The organism is Pseudomonas sp. A39 (genome assembly GCF_058145955.1).
The window spans coordinates 23,198-40,057 of record NZ_JBYVMD010000029.1 but is presented as its reverse complement, the minus strand read 5'-3'; the positions used below and the strand labels follow the sequence as shown (position 1 = coordinate 40,057).

General features: G+C 60.6%; 20 protein-coding genes. 1 reads left to right on the top strand and 19 read right to left on the bottom strand.

The window, feature by feature from the left end:
- Nucleotides 1–55: 55 nt before the first annotated feature.
- The 16 genes from AC3ZU9_RS20745 to AC3ZU9_RS20670 all read right to left on the bottom strand — a co-directional run bounded on the left by AC3ZU9_RS20745 (nucleotide 56) and on the right by AC3ZU9_RS20670 (nucleotide 13,424).
- Nucleotides 56–616 carry a DUF1285 domain-containing protein gene (locus AC3ZU9_RS20745; protein ID WP_015885422.1) on the bottom strand — a complete coding sequence of 187 codons (561 nt, stop codon included), beginning with the start codon at nucleotides 614–616 and terminating at the stop codon, nucleotides 56–58.
- Between the two features lie 16 nt (nucleotides 617–632).
- Nucleotides 633–1,238, bottom strand: coding sequence for a DUF4823 domain-containing protein (locus AC3ZU9_RS20740; RefSeq protein WP_015885423.1), 606 nt, complete (start codon nucleotides 1,236–1,238; stop codon nucleotides 633–635).
- A gap of 138 nt (nucleotides 1,239–1,376) precedes the next feature.
- Nucleotides 1,377–2,345: a GTP 3',8-cyclase MoaA gene (locus AC3ZU9_RS20735; RefSeq protein WP_015885424.1), complete on the bottom strand. Its 969-nt coding sequence runs from the start codon at nucleotides 2,343–2,345 to the stop codon at nucleotides 1,377–1,379.
- Between the two features lie 115 nt (nucleotides 2,346–2,460).
- On the bottom strand, nucleotides 2,461–3,114 hold the full coding sequence (locus AC3ZU9_RS20730) for a TetR/AcrR family transcriptional regulator (RefSeq protein ID WP_015885425.1): 654 nt from the start codon (nucleotides 3,112–3,114) through the stop codon (nucleotides 2,461–2,463).
- Nucleotides 3,115–3,608: 494 nt separating this feature from the next.
- Nucleotides 3,609–4,394, bottom strand: a complete 786-nt coding sequence (locus AC3ZU9_RS20725; RefSeq protein WP_490091250.1) for a TatD family hydrolase — start codon at nucleotides 4,392–4,394, stop codon at nucleotides 3,609–3,611.
- A 63-nt stretch (nucleotides 4,395–4,457) separates the two neighbouring features.
- Entirely contained in the window at nucleotides 4,458–5,447 is a 990-nt protein-coding gene (locus AC3ZU9_RS20720) for a DNA polymerase III subunit delta' (protein ID WP_231808244.1), read from the bottom strand.
- Complete coding sequence (gene tmk, locus AC3ZU9_RS20715) at nucleotides 5,440–6,072, bottom strand: dTMP kinase (RefSeq protein WP_015885428.1); 633 nt, start codon at nucleotides 6,070–6,072, stop codon at nucleotides 5,440–5,442. The genes AC3ZU9_RS20720 and tmk overlap by 8 nt, the downstream gene beginning before the upstream one ends.
- A gap of 19 nt (nucleotides 6,073–6,091) precedes the next feature.
- Nucleotides 6,092–7,225: an endolytic transglycosylase MltG gene (gene mltG / locus AC3ZU9_RS20710; RefSeq protein ID WP_102060957.1), complete on the bottom strand. Its 1,134-nt coding sequence runs from the start codon at nucleotides 7,223–7,225 to the stop codon at nucleotides 6,092–6,094.
- A gap of 1 nt (nucleotide 7,226) precedes the next feature.
- On the bottom strand, nucleotides 7,227–8,042 hold the full coding sequence (pabC, locus tag AC3ZU9_RS20705; RefSeq protein WP_064055079.1) for an aminodeoxychorismate lyase: 816 nt from the start codon (nucleotides 8,040–8,042) through the stop codon (nucleotides 7,227–7,229).
- On the bottom strand, nucleotides 8,042–9,286 hold the full coding sequence (fabF, locus tag AC3ZU9_RS20700; protein ID WP_015885431.1) for a beta-ketoacyl-ACP synthase II: 1,245 nt from the start codon (nucleotides 9,284–9,286) through the stop codon (nucleotides 8,042–8,044). Before fabF ends, pabC begins: the two co-directional genes overlap by 1 nt.
- A 129-nt stretch (nucleotides 9,287–9,415) precedes the next feature.
- Complete coding sequence (acpP, locus tag AC3ZU9_RS20695) at nucleotides 9,416–9,652, bottom strand: acyl carrier protein (protein ID WP_003175607.1); 237 nt, start codon at nucleotides 9,650–9,652, stop codon at nucleotides 9,416–9,418.
- A 191-nt stretch (nucleotides 9,653–9,843) separates the two neighbouring features.
- Nucleotides 9,844–10,587, bottom strand: coding sequence for a 3-oxoacyl-ACP reductase FabG (fabG, locus tag AC3ZU9_RS20690; protein ID WP_015885432.1), 744 nt, complete (start codon nucleotides 10,585–10,587; stop codon nucleotides 9,844–9,846).
- 30 nt (nucleotides 10,588–10,617) lie between these two features.
- Nucleotides 10,618–11,556, bottom strand: a complete 939-nt coding sequence (gene fabD, locus AC3ZU9_RS20685) for an ACP S-malonyltransferase (protein WP_015885433.1) — start codon at nucleotides 11,554–11,556, stop codon at nucleotides 10,618–10,620.
- Nucleotides 11,557–11,682: 126 nt separating this feature from the next.
- On the bottom strand, nucleotides 11,683–12,693 hold the full coding sequence (gene plsX, locus AC3ZU9_RS20680) for a phosphate acyltransferase PlsX (RefSeq protein WP_015885434.1): 1,011 nt from the start codon (nucleotides 12,691–12,693) through the stop codon (nucleotides 11,683–11,685).
- 4 nt (nucleotides 12,694–12,697) lie between these two features.
- Nucleotides 12,698–12,880 carry a 50S ribosomal protein L32 gene (gene rpmF, locus AC3ZU9_RS20675; protein WP_003179396.1) on the bottom strand — a complete coding sequence of 61 codons (183 nt, stop codon included), beginning with the start codon at nucleotides 12,878–12,880 and terminating at the stop codon, nucleotides 12,698–12,700.
- Nucleotides 12,881–12,893: 13 nt separating this feature from the next.
- Nucleotides 12,894–13,424, bottom strand: a complete 531-nt coding sequence (locus AC3ZU9_RS20670; protein WP_015885435.1) for a YceD family protein — start codon at nucleotides 13,422–13,424, stop codon at nucleotides 12,894–12,896.
- Nucleotides 13,425–13,529: 105 nt separating this feature from the next.
- Here AC3ZU9_RS20670 and AC3ZU9_RS20665 point away from each other — a divergent pair, with 105 nt between their 5' ends.
- Nucleotides 13,530–14,108, top strand: a complete 579-nt coding sequence (locus AC3ZU9_RS20665; protein ID WP_122810181.1) for a Maf family protein — start codon at nucleotides 13,530–13,532, stop codon at nucleotides 14,106–14,108.
- A gap of 72 nt (nucleotides 14,109–14,180) precedes the next feature.
- Here AC3ZU9_RS20665 and AC3ZU9_RS20660 read toward each other — a convergent pair whose 3' ends face one another.
- From AC3ZU9_RS20660 to rluC, 3 genes are read right to left on the bottom strand one after another with little or no spacing between them, the layout of a single operon-like run.
- Entirely contained in the window at nucleotides 14,181–15,164 is a 984-nt protein-coding gene (locus tag AC3ZU9_RS20660; RefSeq protein WP_490091249.1) for a S49 family peptidase, read from the bottom strand.
- 21 nt (nucleotides 15,165–15,185) lie between these two features.
- Nucleotides 15,186–15,848: an HAD-IA family hydrolase gene (locus AC3ZU9_RS20655; RefSeq protein ID WP_490091248.1), complete on the bottom strand. Its 663-nt coding sequence runs from the start codon at nucleotides 15,846–15,848 to the stop codon at nucleotides 15,186–15,188.
- Nucleotides 15,835–16,794 (bottom strand): 23S rRNA pseudouridine(955/2504/2580) synthase RluC, encoded by a 960-nt coding sequence (gene rluC / locus AC3ZU9_RS20650; RefSeq protein WP_015885439.1) that lies wholly within the window; start codon nucleotides 16,792–16,794, stop codon nucleotides 15,835–15,837. Before rluC ends, AC3ZU9_RS20655 begins: the two co-directional genes overlap by 14 nt.
- Between the last annotated feature and the right edge of the window lie 66 nt (nucleotides 16,795–16,860).

Genomic DNA, 16,860 nt, shown 5'->3' with positions numbered 1-16,860 from the left:
CGAAAGCACCCGTTGGCAGCAAGCAAATTATTTCAGGAAAAAGAAAAAACCGACTTCAGGGCTCCAGGCCGATGGGGAAAAACGCCCCGCCGCTCCAGACGCCAAGCCAGTTCTGACCGTTGATCGGACGGCTCACCGCCAGCTCCACCAACTGGTAGAACGCATTGCGATGCACCAAGGCTTCAAGGTTGGTGCGCACCCGTAGGTAAGGGGCAGGCGCCTGGGTAACGGGGTCAATCACGACCCGCAGCGGGTGTTCCAGGCCAGCCTCGATCTGGTCGTCCACGTTGGTGGTGAAACGCAGCAACTGACCTTCGCCCTGCCCTTCTACCTCCAGAGTAACGGCGACAAACGGCGCATCATCGACGGTGATGCCGACTTTTTCTACGGGAGTGACCAGAAAGTAATCATCGCCATCGCGGCGAATGATGTTGGAGAACAACTTGACCATCGGCTTACGCCCGATCGGCGTGCCCTGGTAGAACCAGGTGCCATCACGGGCGATACGCATGTCAATATTGCCGCAGAAGTCCGGGTTCCACAGGTGCACCGGCGCCGGTCCTTTGCCTTTGGGCAGTTGGGCCAACAAGTCGTTGGCCTTGGCGGAATCGGTCATGGTGCTCTCCTGGTGCTTATTGATTGCTCATCCCCAGCAGGCCTCGGGCGTACTGCGCCAGCGGACGGGCAATCAAATCTTCTGGCTTGTTATCGTGGAACGTCAGTAAACCGCCACGACTGCGAATACGTGCAGTATCAATCAAATACTGGGTGCTGGTCTCGATCAACATGATCTGGATGACACCGCTGTCCAGGCCAACGCGGTCGAGGGCTTCCTGATCGGCCCACTCATCCGCGTTACCGATGCGGTCATCGGCCTTGGCGAAGCGGCAGTACAGCAGGTAGTGAGCGCCCGCCGCGCGGGCTTCGGCCATCGCCTGTTCCAAGCCTTCCGGCTGGCGGGCACGGCGCACCATGGGGAAATATTCGACAAAACCGTTGAAGGCTTCCTCGGCCACCACGTTCGGGCGCGGATAGGCGCTGCCCGGTGGTACGAAGGCGCCCTGGGCAATAAAGATAAAGGAGTCCGGCTGCACGCGAATCGAGGCGGTGCGACGGGTATCGCTGTGGTCCAGCAAGCCGGCGTCACTCATCTGATAACGGGTGCCTTCGGCCATATCGCTGACGGTCATGCAACCACTCAGCGTCAACGACACCAGCAACAAAACCAGACTACGCATCCTAATCCTCCAGAAGCCGGTGACGGAAAACCGGCGAATGGGCGTGAGATGCAGGTTTTGCGCCATTTGGTAGCAACATATGACAAATGTGGGAGGGGGCTCCTCCCACACTGGGTTGTGTGTTGCCTTGGGGGTGGGTCAGCCGCCGATAATTTTCATGATCGTGGCGCCGCCCGAGAACGCTACTTCCTGCTTGTCACCCAAAGCCTTCATCAACAGACCTTGCAGCGCCGGCAGTGCTTGATGGCGCGGCTTGTCCAGCAGGTCGCCGACATAGTGACGGTTGCTGGACGACAGGCACCCGTGCAGCCAACCGGTGGACGACAACCGCAACCGTGAACAGGTACGGCAGAACGGCACGCTTTCGTTAGCGATCACACCAAAGAAACCCTTGCCCGGCACTTCGTAGCGCACCGCGGTGGCGTCCACGGGAGCGTTGGCTTGCAGGTATTCATACTGCTCGCCGATCAGGCTCAACAGTTGCTGCAGGCTGACAAATTGCTGCAGGAACGCGTTGGAATCCTTGGCCAGGTGGCCCATGCGCATCAGCTCGATAAAACGCAGCTCGTAGCCACGCTCCAGGCAGTAGTCGAGCAGCGGCATGACTTGGTCGAGGTTCTGGCCGCGCAATGGCACCATATTGACCTTGATCTTGATCCCGGCGGCACGGGCCTGGTCCATGCCATCAAGCACGGTGGCCAGGTCGCCGCCACGGGCGATGCTGCGGAAGGCGTCGGGGTCCAGGGTGTCGAGGGAGACGTTGATGCGCTTGATCCCGGCCTCCACCAGCAATGGCAGTTTGCGCGCCAGCAGTTGGCCGTTGGTGGTCAAGCTGATGTCACTGAGGCCCATCTGCCCGACTGCGCCCATGAAGGCCTCCAGCTTGGGGCTGACCAACGGCTCACCGCCGGTGATGCGCAGGCGGTCGATGCCGGCCGCTTCAATAAGGTATTCCACGCCACGGGCCATGGCCTCGGCCGAGAGTTCGTCCTGGGCAGCCACCAGCCGCTTGCCATTCGGCACGCAGTAGGTACACGCGTAATTACAGGCTGAGGTCAGGCTGATCCGCAAATTGCGAAAACGCCTGCCTTGACGATCAACGATCATGGAACACTCCGGCAGAGGATGATTCGGGCGCACTAAAAGCTGACTGATAAATCAGCTTTTAGCAAGAGTCCATGCCTGAGTATATTCCTGGGGTACTACGCGTGGCAGCAAATCATTACGTGGACGGCGATTCCAGCGGTGGCTGCTCGGAACTGTGTTTGCGCTTGTTGCCCATGCGCACGCCGATGTCCATCAGGAACTGGAAGAAACCTTCCTGGTCTTCCAGCACATTGCTCCAGAACGGCGAGTGGTACAGCGCCACGGCGCCGTGCACCAACGCCCACGCGGCGCAGTAGTGGAAATACGGCGGCACGTCTTCCAGCTTGCCTTCGCTGATGCGGCCTTTGATCAGCAGCGTCAGGCGTTCGAAGTTCGAGGCGCGAATCTTGTGCAGTTCCTCGACCATCTCCGGCACTTGGTGGCCCTTGACCACCTTCTCTTCCAGGCGGTCGAACAGGCGGTAGCGCTGCGGGTCGCGCATGCGGAACTCGAAGTAGGCGCGGGACAGGGCTTCCTTGTCCTTGTCGACGTCGGCCGAATGCAGCAGTTCGTTCAAGTCGCGCTCGTAGTCGAGCATCAGCCGCAGGTAGATCTCGGCCTTGGACTTGAAGTGCTTGTAGATCGTGCCTTTGCCGATACCCACGGCATCCGCAATCATCTCGACGGTGACGCTGTCTTCACCTTGTTCGAGGAACAGCTTGAGTGCGGTATCGAGAATTTCCTGCTCACGGCGGCGAAACTCACGGACCTTACGGGGTTCTTTGTGCATGAGTAAGAGGTCTGCAGAGGTCGATAGAGGGAGGGTTACGCAAGGCCACGTATACGTGACGATACGATTTACCCGATGCGAGGGATTATCCCGACTGAACGGTCGTTGGGCAATGTCTATGTGAACCCGGAATGCACTTTACTTTCAGCACGCCAACGTTTTCATTGATATCAGTCAGAAATAACACGCAAAAACCGCACCCGTGCACCGGCCTGATGAGAACTCAAGCGAAGCGCGCGTATTCCAAATCTGTTTAAAAAACGACCAGTCGCGACTGGACTGAATCGGATACTGATCAATACTTCAACTGTCGGCGTGACATCTCCCCCAAGTGAAGCGCCGACCTGGGTACCAACGGACCGCGTGCCCTTGTTTTACTCCTAATGGTCTTAGCCCGGATTCGCCCCCCCAGAACCCGGGTTTTTTTTGCCTGCGATTTAGTTATCTACACAATGCTGTAGTGAGCGGGCTTGTCGGCTTTTGAAGGTTGTGCGTCAGCCGGCGACGTGAGCCAGCGGGAACAGACGCTTGAAGTTCTCGGTGGTCTGTTCGGCAAAGCGCTCGTAGGACTCACCGCGCAGCATCGCCAGGTACTCCGCCACATCGCGCACATACTCCGGCAAGTTCGGCTTGCCGCGATGGGGGATCGGCGCCAGGTACGGCGAATCGGTCTCCACCAGCAGACGGTCGGCCGGCACTTGGCGTGCGACGTCGCGCAGGGCGTCGGCGTTGCGGAAGGTGACAATGCCCGACAGCGAAATGTAGAACCCCAGGTCCAGGGCTGCCTTGGCCATGTCCCAGTCTTCGGTAAAACAATGCAACACACCGGCCTGCGGCAGCGCGGCTTCGCGCAGCAAGGTCAGGGTGTCGGCACGGGCGCCACGGGTGTGGACGATCACCGGTTTGCCGGTCTGCTGGGCGGCTTGCAGGTGCAGGCGGAAGGACGCCTGCTGCAAGTCGGCGGCTTCGGGTTCGTAGTGGTAATCCAGGCCGGTTTCGCCGATGGCCACCACGCGCGGGTGGTTCAGTTCGCCCAGCAACCAGTCGAGGGCCGGGGCTTCGCCGGGCTTGAGGTCCAGCGGATGGATACCCACCGAGCAATCCACATCGGCATAACGCTCGGCGAGGGCTTTAACGTCGGCGGCGTTTTCGGCGCTGACGCCGATGCACAGGAAGTGCCCTACCCCGCGCTGGCGTGCGGCTTCGAGCGCGGCATCAAGGGAGCCGTCGTGCTGGGCCAGGTCGAGGCGGTCAAGGTGGCAATGGGAATCTACGAGCATAGGTATCTACAACTTCAGTCACGAAAAGTGTCTGGCCGACGATACACCCGCCGGCCACGGAAATTAACGGCGGCCGAGCAAACCGACCCACTGCACCAGCAGCGCTTCAAGCAGCAGCACGCGGTTCAGGTTGGCCTTGCCGAGTACTTTCTGGCGCTGCGCGAGAATCCAGTCCTGGATAGTCAGGACTTTGTCCTGGGCGCTTTTCTGCGCCAGGTACTGCACCACCTTGCGCATGTCCGGCAGACCCAGGCCGTTTTCATCCTGGGTCAGCTGGTAACGCAGGATCAGGCTCGACCAGTCGCAGAACCAGTCGAACAGCAACAGCAAGGGAATGTCCTTCCAGGCAGTTTCTGCCAATTGGGTGGCGGACATTTCCTGCTTGATCAGTTTCTTCACGCCATCCACCACCAGGGCGCGCTGCTCACGCACGCCCTGGGCTTGCAGCTTCACCGCCGCCAACGGCGAGCCGGCGGCCAGCGTCAGCAACTCGACGCGCTCGTCCTCGGTGCAGTCCGGCAACGCCTGCCCCAGCCACTCAAGGCTCATGGCCTCGCTCGGCAGCGGACACGCCTGCTGCACGCACCGGCTGCGGATAGTCGGCAACAGACGGCTGGACTGGTGACTCACCAGCAACAACACGGTGTCGCCGGACGGCTCCTCCAGGCTTTTGAGCAACGCGTTGGCGGCGTTGATGTTCATCGCCTCCACCGGCTCGATCAGCACCACCTTGCGCCCGCCCATCTGCGCGGTTTGCACCACGAAGCTGACGAGGTCACGCACCTGGTCGACCTTGATCGCTTTGTCGGCTTCCTCGGGTTCCAGCACGTAGTTATCCGGGTGGCTCCCGGCCTTGAGCAACAGGCACGACTTGCACTCACCGCAGGCTTCCAGGTTGACCGGACGCTGGCACAGCAAGCTGGCCATGAGCCGCTCGGCCAGGTCACGCTTGCCGATCCCCACCGGCCCATGCAACAGGTAGGCGTGCGCGTGCTGGGCGCGGCCGGCCAGTTGTTGCCACAGGCTGTCCTGCCACGGGTAGGCTTCAGCCACGGGCGCGCTCCAGCAGGGTCGGCAACAACGCATCGATGGCTTGCTGCACGTGGGCCAGCGGCTGGGCAGCGTCCAGCAGGTAATAACGCTCAGGCTCGGCGGCGGCGCGTGTGAGGAACGCGGTACGGACTGCGTCGAAGAAAGCCTGGCCTTCCAGCTCGAAACGGTCCAGACGGCCACGGGCACTGGCACGGGCCAGGCCGACTTCCACCGGCAGGTCGAACACCAGCGTCAGGTCAGGGCGCAAATCGCCTTGGACGAAGGTTTCCAGGGTGGCGATGCGCGCCAGGGACAAGCCGCGGCCACCGCCTTGGTAGGCGTAGGTGGAATCGGTAAACCGGTCGCAAATCACCACGGCACCACGGGCTAGGGCCGGACGAATCACTTCGGCCAGGTGCTGGGCGCGCGCGGCAAACACCAGCAGCAGCTCGGTGTCCGGGTTCATCTGTTCTTCACCCGGCGCCAGCAGCACTTCGCGGATGCGCTCCGCCAGTGGCGTACCACCCGGTTCGCGGGTCAACACCACCTCGATGCCTTCGCTGCGCAAACGCTCGGCCAGGTAATCGCGGTTGGTGCTTTTGCCGGCGCCTTCGGGGCCTTCCAGGGTAATAAACAAGCCAGTCACAGGCAGTCCTTAGTCAGAGTCATTGCGGGCTTTGCGGTGCGGCGGCGTCGGGTGCAGGAGCCGCCGGCGTTTCGGCGGGCGCATCGGCCGGTGGCGCTGCATCTTCCGCAGGCTTCACCACCGGCGCCGGGCTGGAGCGGTAATCGGCGCGGCGCTTGAGCTGGAACTCACGCACGGCGGCATTATGCGCATCCAGGTCATCGGAGAAAATATGGCTGCCGTCACCCCTTGCGACAAAATACAAGCTGCTGCCCGGCACCGGGTTCAGCGCGGCATGGATCGCCTCACGACCGACCATGGCGATGGGCGTCGGCGGCAGCCCGGCGACCATGTAGGTGTTGTAGGGGTTGGCTTCCTTGAGGTGAGCGCGGGTCAGCTTGCCGTTGTAGCGCTCGCCCAGGCCGTAGATGACCGTCGGATCGGTCTGCAGCAGCATGCCGATCTTCAGGCGACGCACAAACACCCCGGCGATCTGCCCACGCTCTTCAGGCACGCCGGTCTCTTTTTCCACCAGCGAGGCCATGATCAGCGCTTGATAAGGGTCGGTGTAGGGCGCATCGGCGGCGCGCTTGCTCCACTCCTGGGCGAGGACATCGTCCAGGCGGTTATAGGCTTTTTTGAGGAATTCGACGTCGGTCATGCCCCGCACAAAACGATAGGTATCCGGGAAGAACCGCCCTTCGGGAAACACGCCGGGATGACCGAGCTTGTCCATCACTTCGCTGTCAGTCAGGCCCGAGAGGGTTTGCACGATCTTTTCATGCTTGGCCAGGGCCGAGCGCACCTGGCGGAAGTTCCAGCCTTCCACCAGTGTCAGGCTGTATTGCACCACTTCACCGCGCTGCCACAGGCCGATCAAGCCCTGCGCCGTCATACCGGGTGTCATGCGGTATTCGCCGCTGTGCAGTGGCTGGCCGTCGAGGTTGAAGCGCCAGTACAGGCGCAACCAGAAAGCGCCTTCAAGCACGCCGTCGGCTTCCAGGCGATTGAAGGTGCCGGTAGGGGTCGCCCCCGCCGGTACATCGAGCAATTGCTCCTGGGTCAGGTTCAAGGGCTGCTTCAAGGCAGAATCGAACTTCCAGGCCGAATAGCCCAACAGCAACGCCGCCGAGAACAAGGCGATCAGCAGCAGTACAACCAGTTTTCGTATCAACTCAAATATCCAATAGTGCGCGAACAATGCCCTGCAGTTTACGGGTGAGCGGCCCAACCGGCCAGCTCATCGCAGCGCACCCACGCACCGGCCAAATGCCATAAACGCTGTTGCACACAAAGACTTCATCGGCCTGCTGTAACTGCTCAAGGCTGATGTCGGCCACGGCCACCGGGACGCCCAGGGTTTGCGCCTGGGCCAGAATCTCGGCGCGCATCACGCCGGCAACCCCACAACGATTCAGATCGGCGGTTAGTAACAAGCCGTTGCGCACCAGGAACAGGTTGCTGAATACGCCCTCGATGACGCGTCCAGACACATCCAGCATCAAGCCTTCGGCATGCTCGGCATCCTGCCACTCGGCGCGGGCGATCACCTGCTCCAGGCGATTGAGGTGCTTGAGGCCGGCGAGCAACGGCTGCTCAGCCAAGCGGGTAGCACAGGCAAACAGGCGGATGCCGTCGGCTGCATGGGCATTGGGATAGGTAGCGGGCGGACTGCCCTGCAAGATACGGCGCGCCGGGGCGCCAGGGGTAATGCCATAACCGCGCAGGCTGTCGCCACGGGTGAGGATCAATTTGAGAACGCCATCGCCGAGGGCGGCAGCAAATGCCAGCACTTCGCTGCGGATCAGCACCTGATCCGCAACCAAAGCGAGGCGCCTGCACCCCTCTTCGAGGCGTTGCAGGTGGCGGTCGAGCAGCACAGGCTGCCCGGCCTTGACGGCGAGGGTCTCGAACAGCCCATCGCCATACGCCAGGCCACGATCTTTCAGAGGCACGCTGTCCGCTGGCTGACCGTCGACCCAGCTGTGCATCACTCGGCGAACCGGCGGAACACCAGGGAACCGTTGGTACCGCCAAACCCGAACGAGTTGGAGATTGTCACGTCGATCGGCATGGGCTGCGCTTCGTGAGGCACGAAGTTCAGGTCGCAACCTTCGTCCGGCTCATCCAGGTTGATGGTCGGCGGAGCGACCTGATCCTTGATGGCCATGACGCTGAAGATCGCTTCAACCGCGCCCGCCGCGCCCAGCAAGTGGCCGGTCATGGACTTGGTGGAACTGACCGCCAGCTTGTACGCGTGCTCACCGAACACCGACTTGATGGCTTCGGCTTCCGCCAGGTCGCCCGTCGGGGTCGAGGTGCCGTGGGCATTGATGTACTGCACCTGGTCCGGGTTGACCTTCGCATCGCGCAGGGCGTTGGTGATGCAACGCGCAGCACCGGCACCGTCGGACGGTGGCGAGGTCATGTGGTAGGCGTCACCGCTCATGCCAAAGCCGATCAGCTCGGCGTAAATGGTGGCGCCACGCGCCTTGGCGTGTTCCAACTCTTCCAGCACCAGCGCACCGGCACCGTCGGACAATACGAAGCCATCACGGCCCTTGTCCCACGGACGGCTGGCACGGGTCGGCTCATCGTTGCGGGTCGACAGCGCACGGGACGCGCCGAAGCCGCCCATGCCCAGGCCGCAGGCCGCCATTTCGGCGCCGCCGGCGATCATCACGTCGGCTTCGTCATAGGCGATGTTGCGCGCCGCCATGCCAATGCAATGCGTACCGGTGGTGCAGGCGGTGGCAATGGCGTAGTTAGGTCCCTGTGCGCCCAAGTGGATGGACAGGAAACCGGAAATCATATTGATGATCGAACCCGGCACGAAGAACGGTGAAATTCGACGGGGGCCGGAATCGTGCAAGGTGCGGCTGGTTTCTTCGATATTGGTCAAACCGCCAATACCCGAACCCATGGCCACGCCGATGCGGTCACGGTTGGCGTCGGTGACTTCCAGGCCGGCGTTACGCACCGCCTGAAAACCGGCTGCCAGGCCGTATTGAATGAACAGGTCGAGTTTGCGGGACTCTTTTATCGAGAGATATTCCTCGACATTAAAACCCTTTACCGAGCCGCCAAAACGGGTGGAATAGGCAGAAAGGTCCGTGTGTTCGATCAGACCAATACCACTGCGGCCAGCCAGAATGCCCTGCCAACTGCTCGGCACATCCGTGCCCAGTGGCGACAACATACCCATACCGGTGACTACGACGCGTCTACGCGACACAGCACTCTCCTTTTTCTTGATGACGACACTTTGCATCAGAACCGACTTTTCATCAGCGCTTAAAGAAAAAACCGCACGCCGTTACAGCAGTGCGGTTTTTCCCTGACAGCAAGCGACGACTACAAACTATTACGCCTGGTGGCTAGTAACGTAGTCGATAGCAGCTTGAACAGTAGTGATTTTTTCAGCTTCTTCGTCCGGGATTTCGGTCTCGAATTCCTCTTCCAGAGCCATCACCAGCTCAACGGTGTCAAGGGAATCGGCACCCAGGTCTTCTACGAAGGAAGCAGTGTTGACCACTTCTTCTTCTTTAACGCCCAGTTGCTCGGCGACGATTTTCTTGACGCGCTCTTCGATGGTGCTCATACCTTGTTTAACTCCTAATGGACAAATTCAGGCAGCTGGCCAGTGGGTAAGTGTATAGAAAGCCATTTCAGCTTTTCAACTGAAAGCTTCACCCTGTACCCGGTCGGCCACCTGCCTATAAATTAAGTTGCAGCTTTATAACGGATTTTAGACAGCTCGTATGACATTTTTTTGAAGCGATCCGTCACAATTTAACTCATGTACATCCCGCCGTTCACCGGGATTGTAGCCCCAGTCACGTATGCCGCACCGTCAGATGCCAGGAAAGTGACCACATTCGCGATCTCTTGAGCCTGGCCCAGACGGCCCAGCGGAATCTGCGTCAGCAAGGCTTCACGCTGTGCTTCCGGCAGTTCGCGGGTCATATCGGTGTCGATGAACCCTGGGGCCACCGAGTTGACCGTAATCGACCGCGAGCCGACTTCACGCGCCAATGCACGACTGAAACCTTCCAGACCGGCCTTGGCGGCTGCATAGTTTACTTGGCCTGCGTTGCCCATGGCACCCACTACGGAGCCAATATTGATAATTCGGCCCCAACGCGCCTTGGTCATGCCACGCAAAACGCCCTTGGACAGGCGAAACAGACTGTTCAAGTTGGTGTCGACCACGTCGTACCACTCGTCGTCTTTCATGCGCATCATCAGGTTATCGCGGGTGATACCGGCGTTATTCACCAGAATAGCCGGTGCGCCGAACTGTGCAGTGATCTCGGCCAATACCGCAGCCACGGACTCATCGCTGGTCACGTTCAGCTCAAGACCGGTGCCTTGCACGCCGTTTTCCTTCAGGGTCGCGGCGATACGCTCGGCACCCGAGGCGGAAGTGGCGGTGCCGATCACAACGGCGCCCTGACGGCCCAGCTCCAGGGCGATCGCCTGGCCAATGCCACGGCTAGCGCCGGTGACCAGTGCAACTTTACCTTGCAGACTCATGCAGGCTTCTCCTAAGTTCGGGATCAGGGTTCAGGCCAGTGCCGCGCGAGCGGCAGCGAAGGCATCCGGGGTATTCAGGTTAGCGGTCGACACACCGTCGGCGCAGCGTTTGTTCAGGCCGGCCAGGACTTTGCCCGGGCCGCACTCGACCAGCTCGGTGGCGCCATTGGCAGCCAGGGTCTGGACCGACTCAACCCAGCGTACGGGCTTGTAGAGCTGTTCCAGCAGATCGCGCTTGAGGGTCTCGAGGTCGGCGGCCACTGCCGCGCTGACGTTCTGCACCAGCGGGATCTGCGGCGCCTGCCAGTTGATGGCGGCGATGGACTCGGCAAAACGCTCGGCCGCCGGGCGCATCAACTCGCAGTGCGATGGCACGCTCACCGGCAACGGCAATGCGCGCTTGGCGCCACGCGCCTTGCAGCCTTCGATGGCACGCTCAACGGCAGCCTTGGCACCGGCGATCACCACCTGGCCAGGGGAGTTGAAGTTCACTGCGCTGACGACCTCGCCTTGGGCCGCTTCGGCGCAGGCTTCGATCACCACGGCATCGTCCAGGCCCAGGATAGCGGCCATGCCGCCCTGCCCGGCCGGAACGGCTTCCTGCATCAGTTGACCACGACGCTCGACCAGCTTGACCGCTTCACCGAGGGTCAGGCTGCCCGCCGCCACCAGGGCGCTGTATTCGCCCAGGCTGTGACCGGCGACGAATGCCGGGCGCGCGCCGCCTTCCGCCAGCCACAAGCGCCACAAGGCGATCGAAGCGGTCAGGATGGCCGGTTGGGTTTTATCGGTTTGATTGAGTTGTTCTTCCGGCCCCTGCTGGGTCAGTGCCCACAGGTCGTAACCCAGGGCGTCGGAAGCTTCCTTGAAGGTGTCCAGGATCAATGGGTATTGCGCGCCCAGCTCGGCCAACATGCCGAGGGACTGCGAACCCTGCCCTGGAAAGACGAATGCGAGGGATGTAGACATGTAACAAGCCCCTAATGATCTGGTCGTCAAAAATGCGCACTCCTACGGTGGGAGCGCACGAAACTGACAGATTGGATGGTCAATTGAACTGGCCGGTCACATTTAAGCACTCCCGGGCCGATTCGCCTAAGGCAACAGATCCTCAAGACGCCCATGCAAGCGTTGCGGCAGGTTCTCCTGGATCTCGATCAAGGCCCGCGCAATCGCGCTTTGAAAGCCCTCGACGCCTGCCGAGCCATGACTTTTCACCACGATGCCCTGCAACCCCAGGAAACTCGCGCCATTATGCCGCGCCGGGGCCAGATCAGCCTGGAGGCGGCGCATCAACGGCAGCGCCAGGGCGCCCACCATGCGTGACACCAGATTCTGCCTGAACAACGCTTCGATACGCGTGGCGATCATGGTCGCCAGGCCTTCGCTGGATTTGAGCAGGATGTTGCCGACAAAACCGTCGCACACCACTACGTCGGCTTCGCCACGGTACAAGCCATCGCCTTCGATAAAACCGACGTAGTTCAGACCCCGCGCGCCTTGCAGCAAGGTGGCCGCCAGCTTGACCTGCTGGTTGCCCTTGATGTCTTCGGTGCCGATATTCAGCAAGGCTACCCGCGGGCGGGCTACGCCCAGCGCTTCGGCGGCCACCGAGCCCATCACGGCAAACTGGAACAGGTGCTCGGCACTGCAATCGACGTTGGCGCCCAAGTCCAGCAGTTGGCAATAACCTTTCTGCGTCGGAATCGCCGCCACCATCGCTGGCCGGTCGATGCCGGGCAACGTCTTGAGCACATAACGCGACAATGCCATCAACGCCCCGGTGTTACCGGCGCTGACACAGGCCTGCACCTTGCCGTCGCGCAGCAACTCAAGGGCCACCCGCATTGACGAGTCGGGCTTGCCACGCAGGGCCGCCGCCGGCTTTTCATCCATACCGATGGTTTCGCTGGCCGCTGTAACCGTCAGGCGCGCGCGATCCACCGCCGGATGGCTGGCAATCAGTTCTTCAAGTAAGGAGGGTTGACCGACGAGGGTCAGGTGCAGCGAGGGAGTGGCGGACAGGCTGGCAATGCAGGCCTGAACAATGCTGCGGGGACCGAAGTCCCCGCCCATTGCGTCTATCGCGATGACTAGAGCAGACAAGTGATTACTCGTCAGCGCCCTTGTCGATCACTTTACGGCCACGGTATACGCCTTCTGGCGATACGTGGTGACGCAGGTGAACTTCACCGGTGGTCTTTTCTACGGACAGGGTGCTAGCCTCGAGAGCGTCGTGCGAACGACGCATGTCACGGGCGGAGCGGGATTTTTTGTTCTGCTGAACAGCCATAATTGATTAACTCCTAAACGTTTGGGTCACGCTTTAACTGCGCCAATACACTGAACGGGTTGGACCGCGTTACCTCGTCCTCGCTCGGTTCGGACTCGTCATCGAGCCCCTCCGGCTGCTGGCATTCTTCCGGATGATGAGCAGGCACAATGGGCAAGGCGAGCAGAAGCTCCTCCTCGATCAGTGCATGCAGATCCAATGGATCTTCGCCCAGTTCCAGCACGTCATAACCTTTCGGCAACGACTGGGTATTCGCACCCTCCTTCACCACGGCATAACTGCACTCGCTGTGGATCGGCAGGGTGACCAGCTCAAGACAACGCTGGCAAACCATTTTGACTTCGGTGTCGATAAAGCTGTGAATTACCACAGATTTACGTTCATCTCGTTCAAAAACGAATTTAGCCTGGACCGTACCGACGGTGTCGGAAAGCGGGTCGCAGAGTCTCTCCAAATCGGCCAACAGCAACTCACCTTGAAGGGAAGTGCCACGATCAGCCAATTTGCGCGGGTCAACGTGAGGTGGAATCGGGTCATTCAACATAGGCGCAGCATTATAGGGATGCACCCAGCCATGTCAAAGGAAATTCAGCCCTGTGCGTCAGCCGGTCACGCCGCTAGAATCCGCTGCCGCCCTGAGGAGACGCCCATGCTGCCTTTATTACTCGCATCCAGCTCGGTTTATCGCCGGGAATTGCTGAGCCGCCTGCACCTGCCGTTCATCTGCAGCTCGCCGGATATCGACGAAAGCCACCGTAAAAATGAATCCGCCGTCGAGCTGGTCAAGCGCCTGGCCGAACAAAAAGCCCGCGCCCTGGCCGCCAGTCATCCGGGGCATTTGATTATCGGCTCGGACCAGGTCGCCGCGCTGGAAGGTCGGATCATCGGCAAACCGCACACGTTCGAAAATGCTCGCGAACAGTTACTGGCTGCCAGCGGCAAACGCGTGAGTTTCCTCACCGGGCTGGCACTGCTGAACAGCGAGACAGGGCACTGCCAAGTCGACTGCGTACCTTTTACAGTGCACATGCGCGAGCTGGACGCTGAGCGTATCGAGCGCTACCTGCGCATCGAGCAGCCGTATGACTGCGCGGGCAGCTTCAAGGCAGAGGGGCTGGGTGTGAGCCTGTTCCAGGGTACCGAAGGGCCGGACGCCACCAGCCTTGTCGGCTTACCGCTGATTCGCCTGATAGACATGCTGCTGGCAGAGGGCGTGCAAATCCCCTAAGAACAGCACACAACCAAATGTGGGAGAGGGCTTCCCCCCTCCCACATTTGGAACTACACCAGGCTTGAGACTTCAGCGTAGCGTCGGGCCTTGGAAGCCCATGTACAGCGCCAGCTTCTCAGCCACACTCGAACCGAGTTTCTTGGAGAACCGATCAAACGGCGATTCCTCAACCGTGAAATCCACCAACTCCTTCTCGCCAATCACATCCCGCGCCACCGAACTGGCACTGCCCAGGCCGTCGATCAAGCCCAGCGGCAACGCCTGCTCGCCGGACCACACGAGCCCGGAGAACAGCTCCGGATGGTCTTTATCTTTCAGGCGATCGCCACGCCCTTGCTTCACGCTGGCGATGAACTGGCGATGAGTGGTGTCGAGCACGCCTTGCCAGAACTGGGTTTCATCAGCTTTTTGCGGCTGGAACGGATCAAGGAACGATTTGTGCTCACCCGAGGTGTAGGTGCGGCGCTCCACCCCCAGCTTCTCCATGGTGCCGACAAACCCATAACCGGCCGCCGTTACACCGATGGAACCTACCAGGCTGGCCTTGTCGGCATAGATCTGGTCAGCGGCGCTGGCAATGTAATAGGCACCCGAAGCACCCAGGTCGGAAATCACCGCGTACAGCTTGATATCCGGATGCAGGCCACGCAGACGGCGAATCTCGTCATACACATAACCCGACTGCACCGGGCTGCCGCCCGGACTGTTGATGCGCAGGATCACGCCCTTGACCTTGGAGTCCTCGAACGCGGCACGCAGGCTGCTGACGATGTTGTCGGCGCTGGCGGATTCCTTGTCGGCAATCACCCCGCGCACTTCGATCAGGGCGGTGTAGTGGGCGCCACGGGTCGCGCTTTTTTCCATGTCCATGAGCGGGCTGAACAACGCCAGCATGGCAATCAACCAGACAAATGTCAGCAGCTTGAAGAAAATCCCCCAACGCCGCGCACGACGCTGTTCCTGGACGCTGGCCAGGAGGGTTTTCTCCAGCAGCTTCCAGCTTTTGTCATCACCGTTTTCAGCCTTTTCGGGCGCTTTCCACTCGTCACTCATGCCATCAACCCCAGCAAAGACTTATTGGGCCCGGCTGAGCCAGGCCTGCAATTCGGAAAAATGATCAATCGTCAGCCTGGGCTCATAGTGCTGCAAGGCCTCGGCCGCCTGGGCGCCATAACTGACCGCCACACTGTCCATGCCAGCATTGCGTGCCATCATCAGGTCAAAGGAGGCATCCCCCACCATCAACGCCTGGCGTGGCGACACACCGCAGTGCGCCAGGATCTGCTCCAGCATCAGAGGATGAGGCTTACTGGCAGTTTCATCGGCGGCGCGGGTGATATCGAAATAATCTTCCCAACCGTGGGCCTTGAGCACCCGGTCCAGCCCGCGACGGGCCTTGCCGGTAGCGATCGCCAGGTGATAACCCTCGGCGCGGAACGCATCCAGCGACTGCACCACCCCCTCGAACAACGGCGAAGGCGTGACCTCCAGGGCGATGTAGTGATCGGCGTAATGATCTCGGAATGCAACCAACTCAGCGTCGCTGATCTCGGGGTACAAGGTGCGAATGGCCTCAGGCAAGCCGAGCCCGATAATGCCCTTGACCGCGTGGTCAGTACACAGCGCGAACCCCGAACGGGTCGACGCGGTGTGCATCGATTCGACGATCCGACCAATGGAATTACACAGGGTGCCGTCCCAATCGAAGATCAGCAGCTTGTAATCAGGGTGCGACACTCAAACGCTCCACGGTCTTGGCCCACATCTCATCGACCGGCGCCTGCAGCTTCAATTCGCCACCATCGGGCAGCGGCACGGTGAGCATGTAGGCGTGCAGGAACAGGCGCTTGCCGCCTAAATCACGGATTTCCTTGGAGAAACCCTCGTCGCCGTATTTGGTATCACCGGCGATGCAATGACCCGCATGCAAGGTGTGTACGCGAATCTGGTGGGTACGGCCGGTTACCGGCTTGGCCTCGACCATGGTGGCGAAGTCACCGAAGCGACGCAGCACCTTGAACAGGGTCAGGGCTTCTTTACCCTCCTCGTCCACCTCGACCATGCGCTCGCCGGAGCGCAGGTTGCTCTTCTGCAAGGGCGCGCGAACGCTTTTGATCGAGCTGGCCCAGTTGCCGCGCACCAGCGCCATGTAGCGCTTGTCTACGCCATCGCCACGCAGGGCGGTGTGCAAATGACGCAACATGCTGCGTTTCTTGGCGATCATCAGCAGGCCGGAGGTGTCACGGTCCAGGCGATGGACCAATTCCAGCTCCTTGGCGTCCGGACGCAACTGACGAAAGGCTTCGATCACGCCGAAATTCAGGCCACTGCCGCCGTGAACCGCAATACCGCAGGGCTTGTTGATCACGATCAGCTTGTTGTCTTCGAAGACAATCGACGCCTCAAGGCGCTGCAACAGACCTTGGGCCAGCGGGACAGGCTCATCACGCTCAGGCACGCGCACCGGCGGCACACGGACGATATCGCCCGCCTGCAACTTGTACTCGGGCTTGATTCGGCCCTTGTTCACCCGCACTTCACCTTTACGCAAGATGCGGTAGATCAAGGTCTTGGGCACGCCTTTGAGCCTGGCCAGGAGAAAATTATCGATGCGTTGGCCGGCATATTCCGGCGAGACCTCGAGCAGCTGGACGCTGGGGGTCTGGGGGGCGGTAGTCGTCATGGCGGCGATGATAACAATTTTTTATGGAATTGAAGCACTTAATCATTGCTGCTATAGTCGCGAACG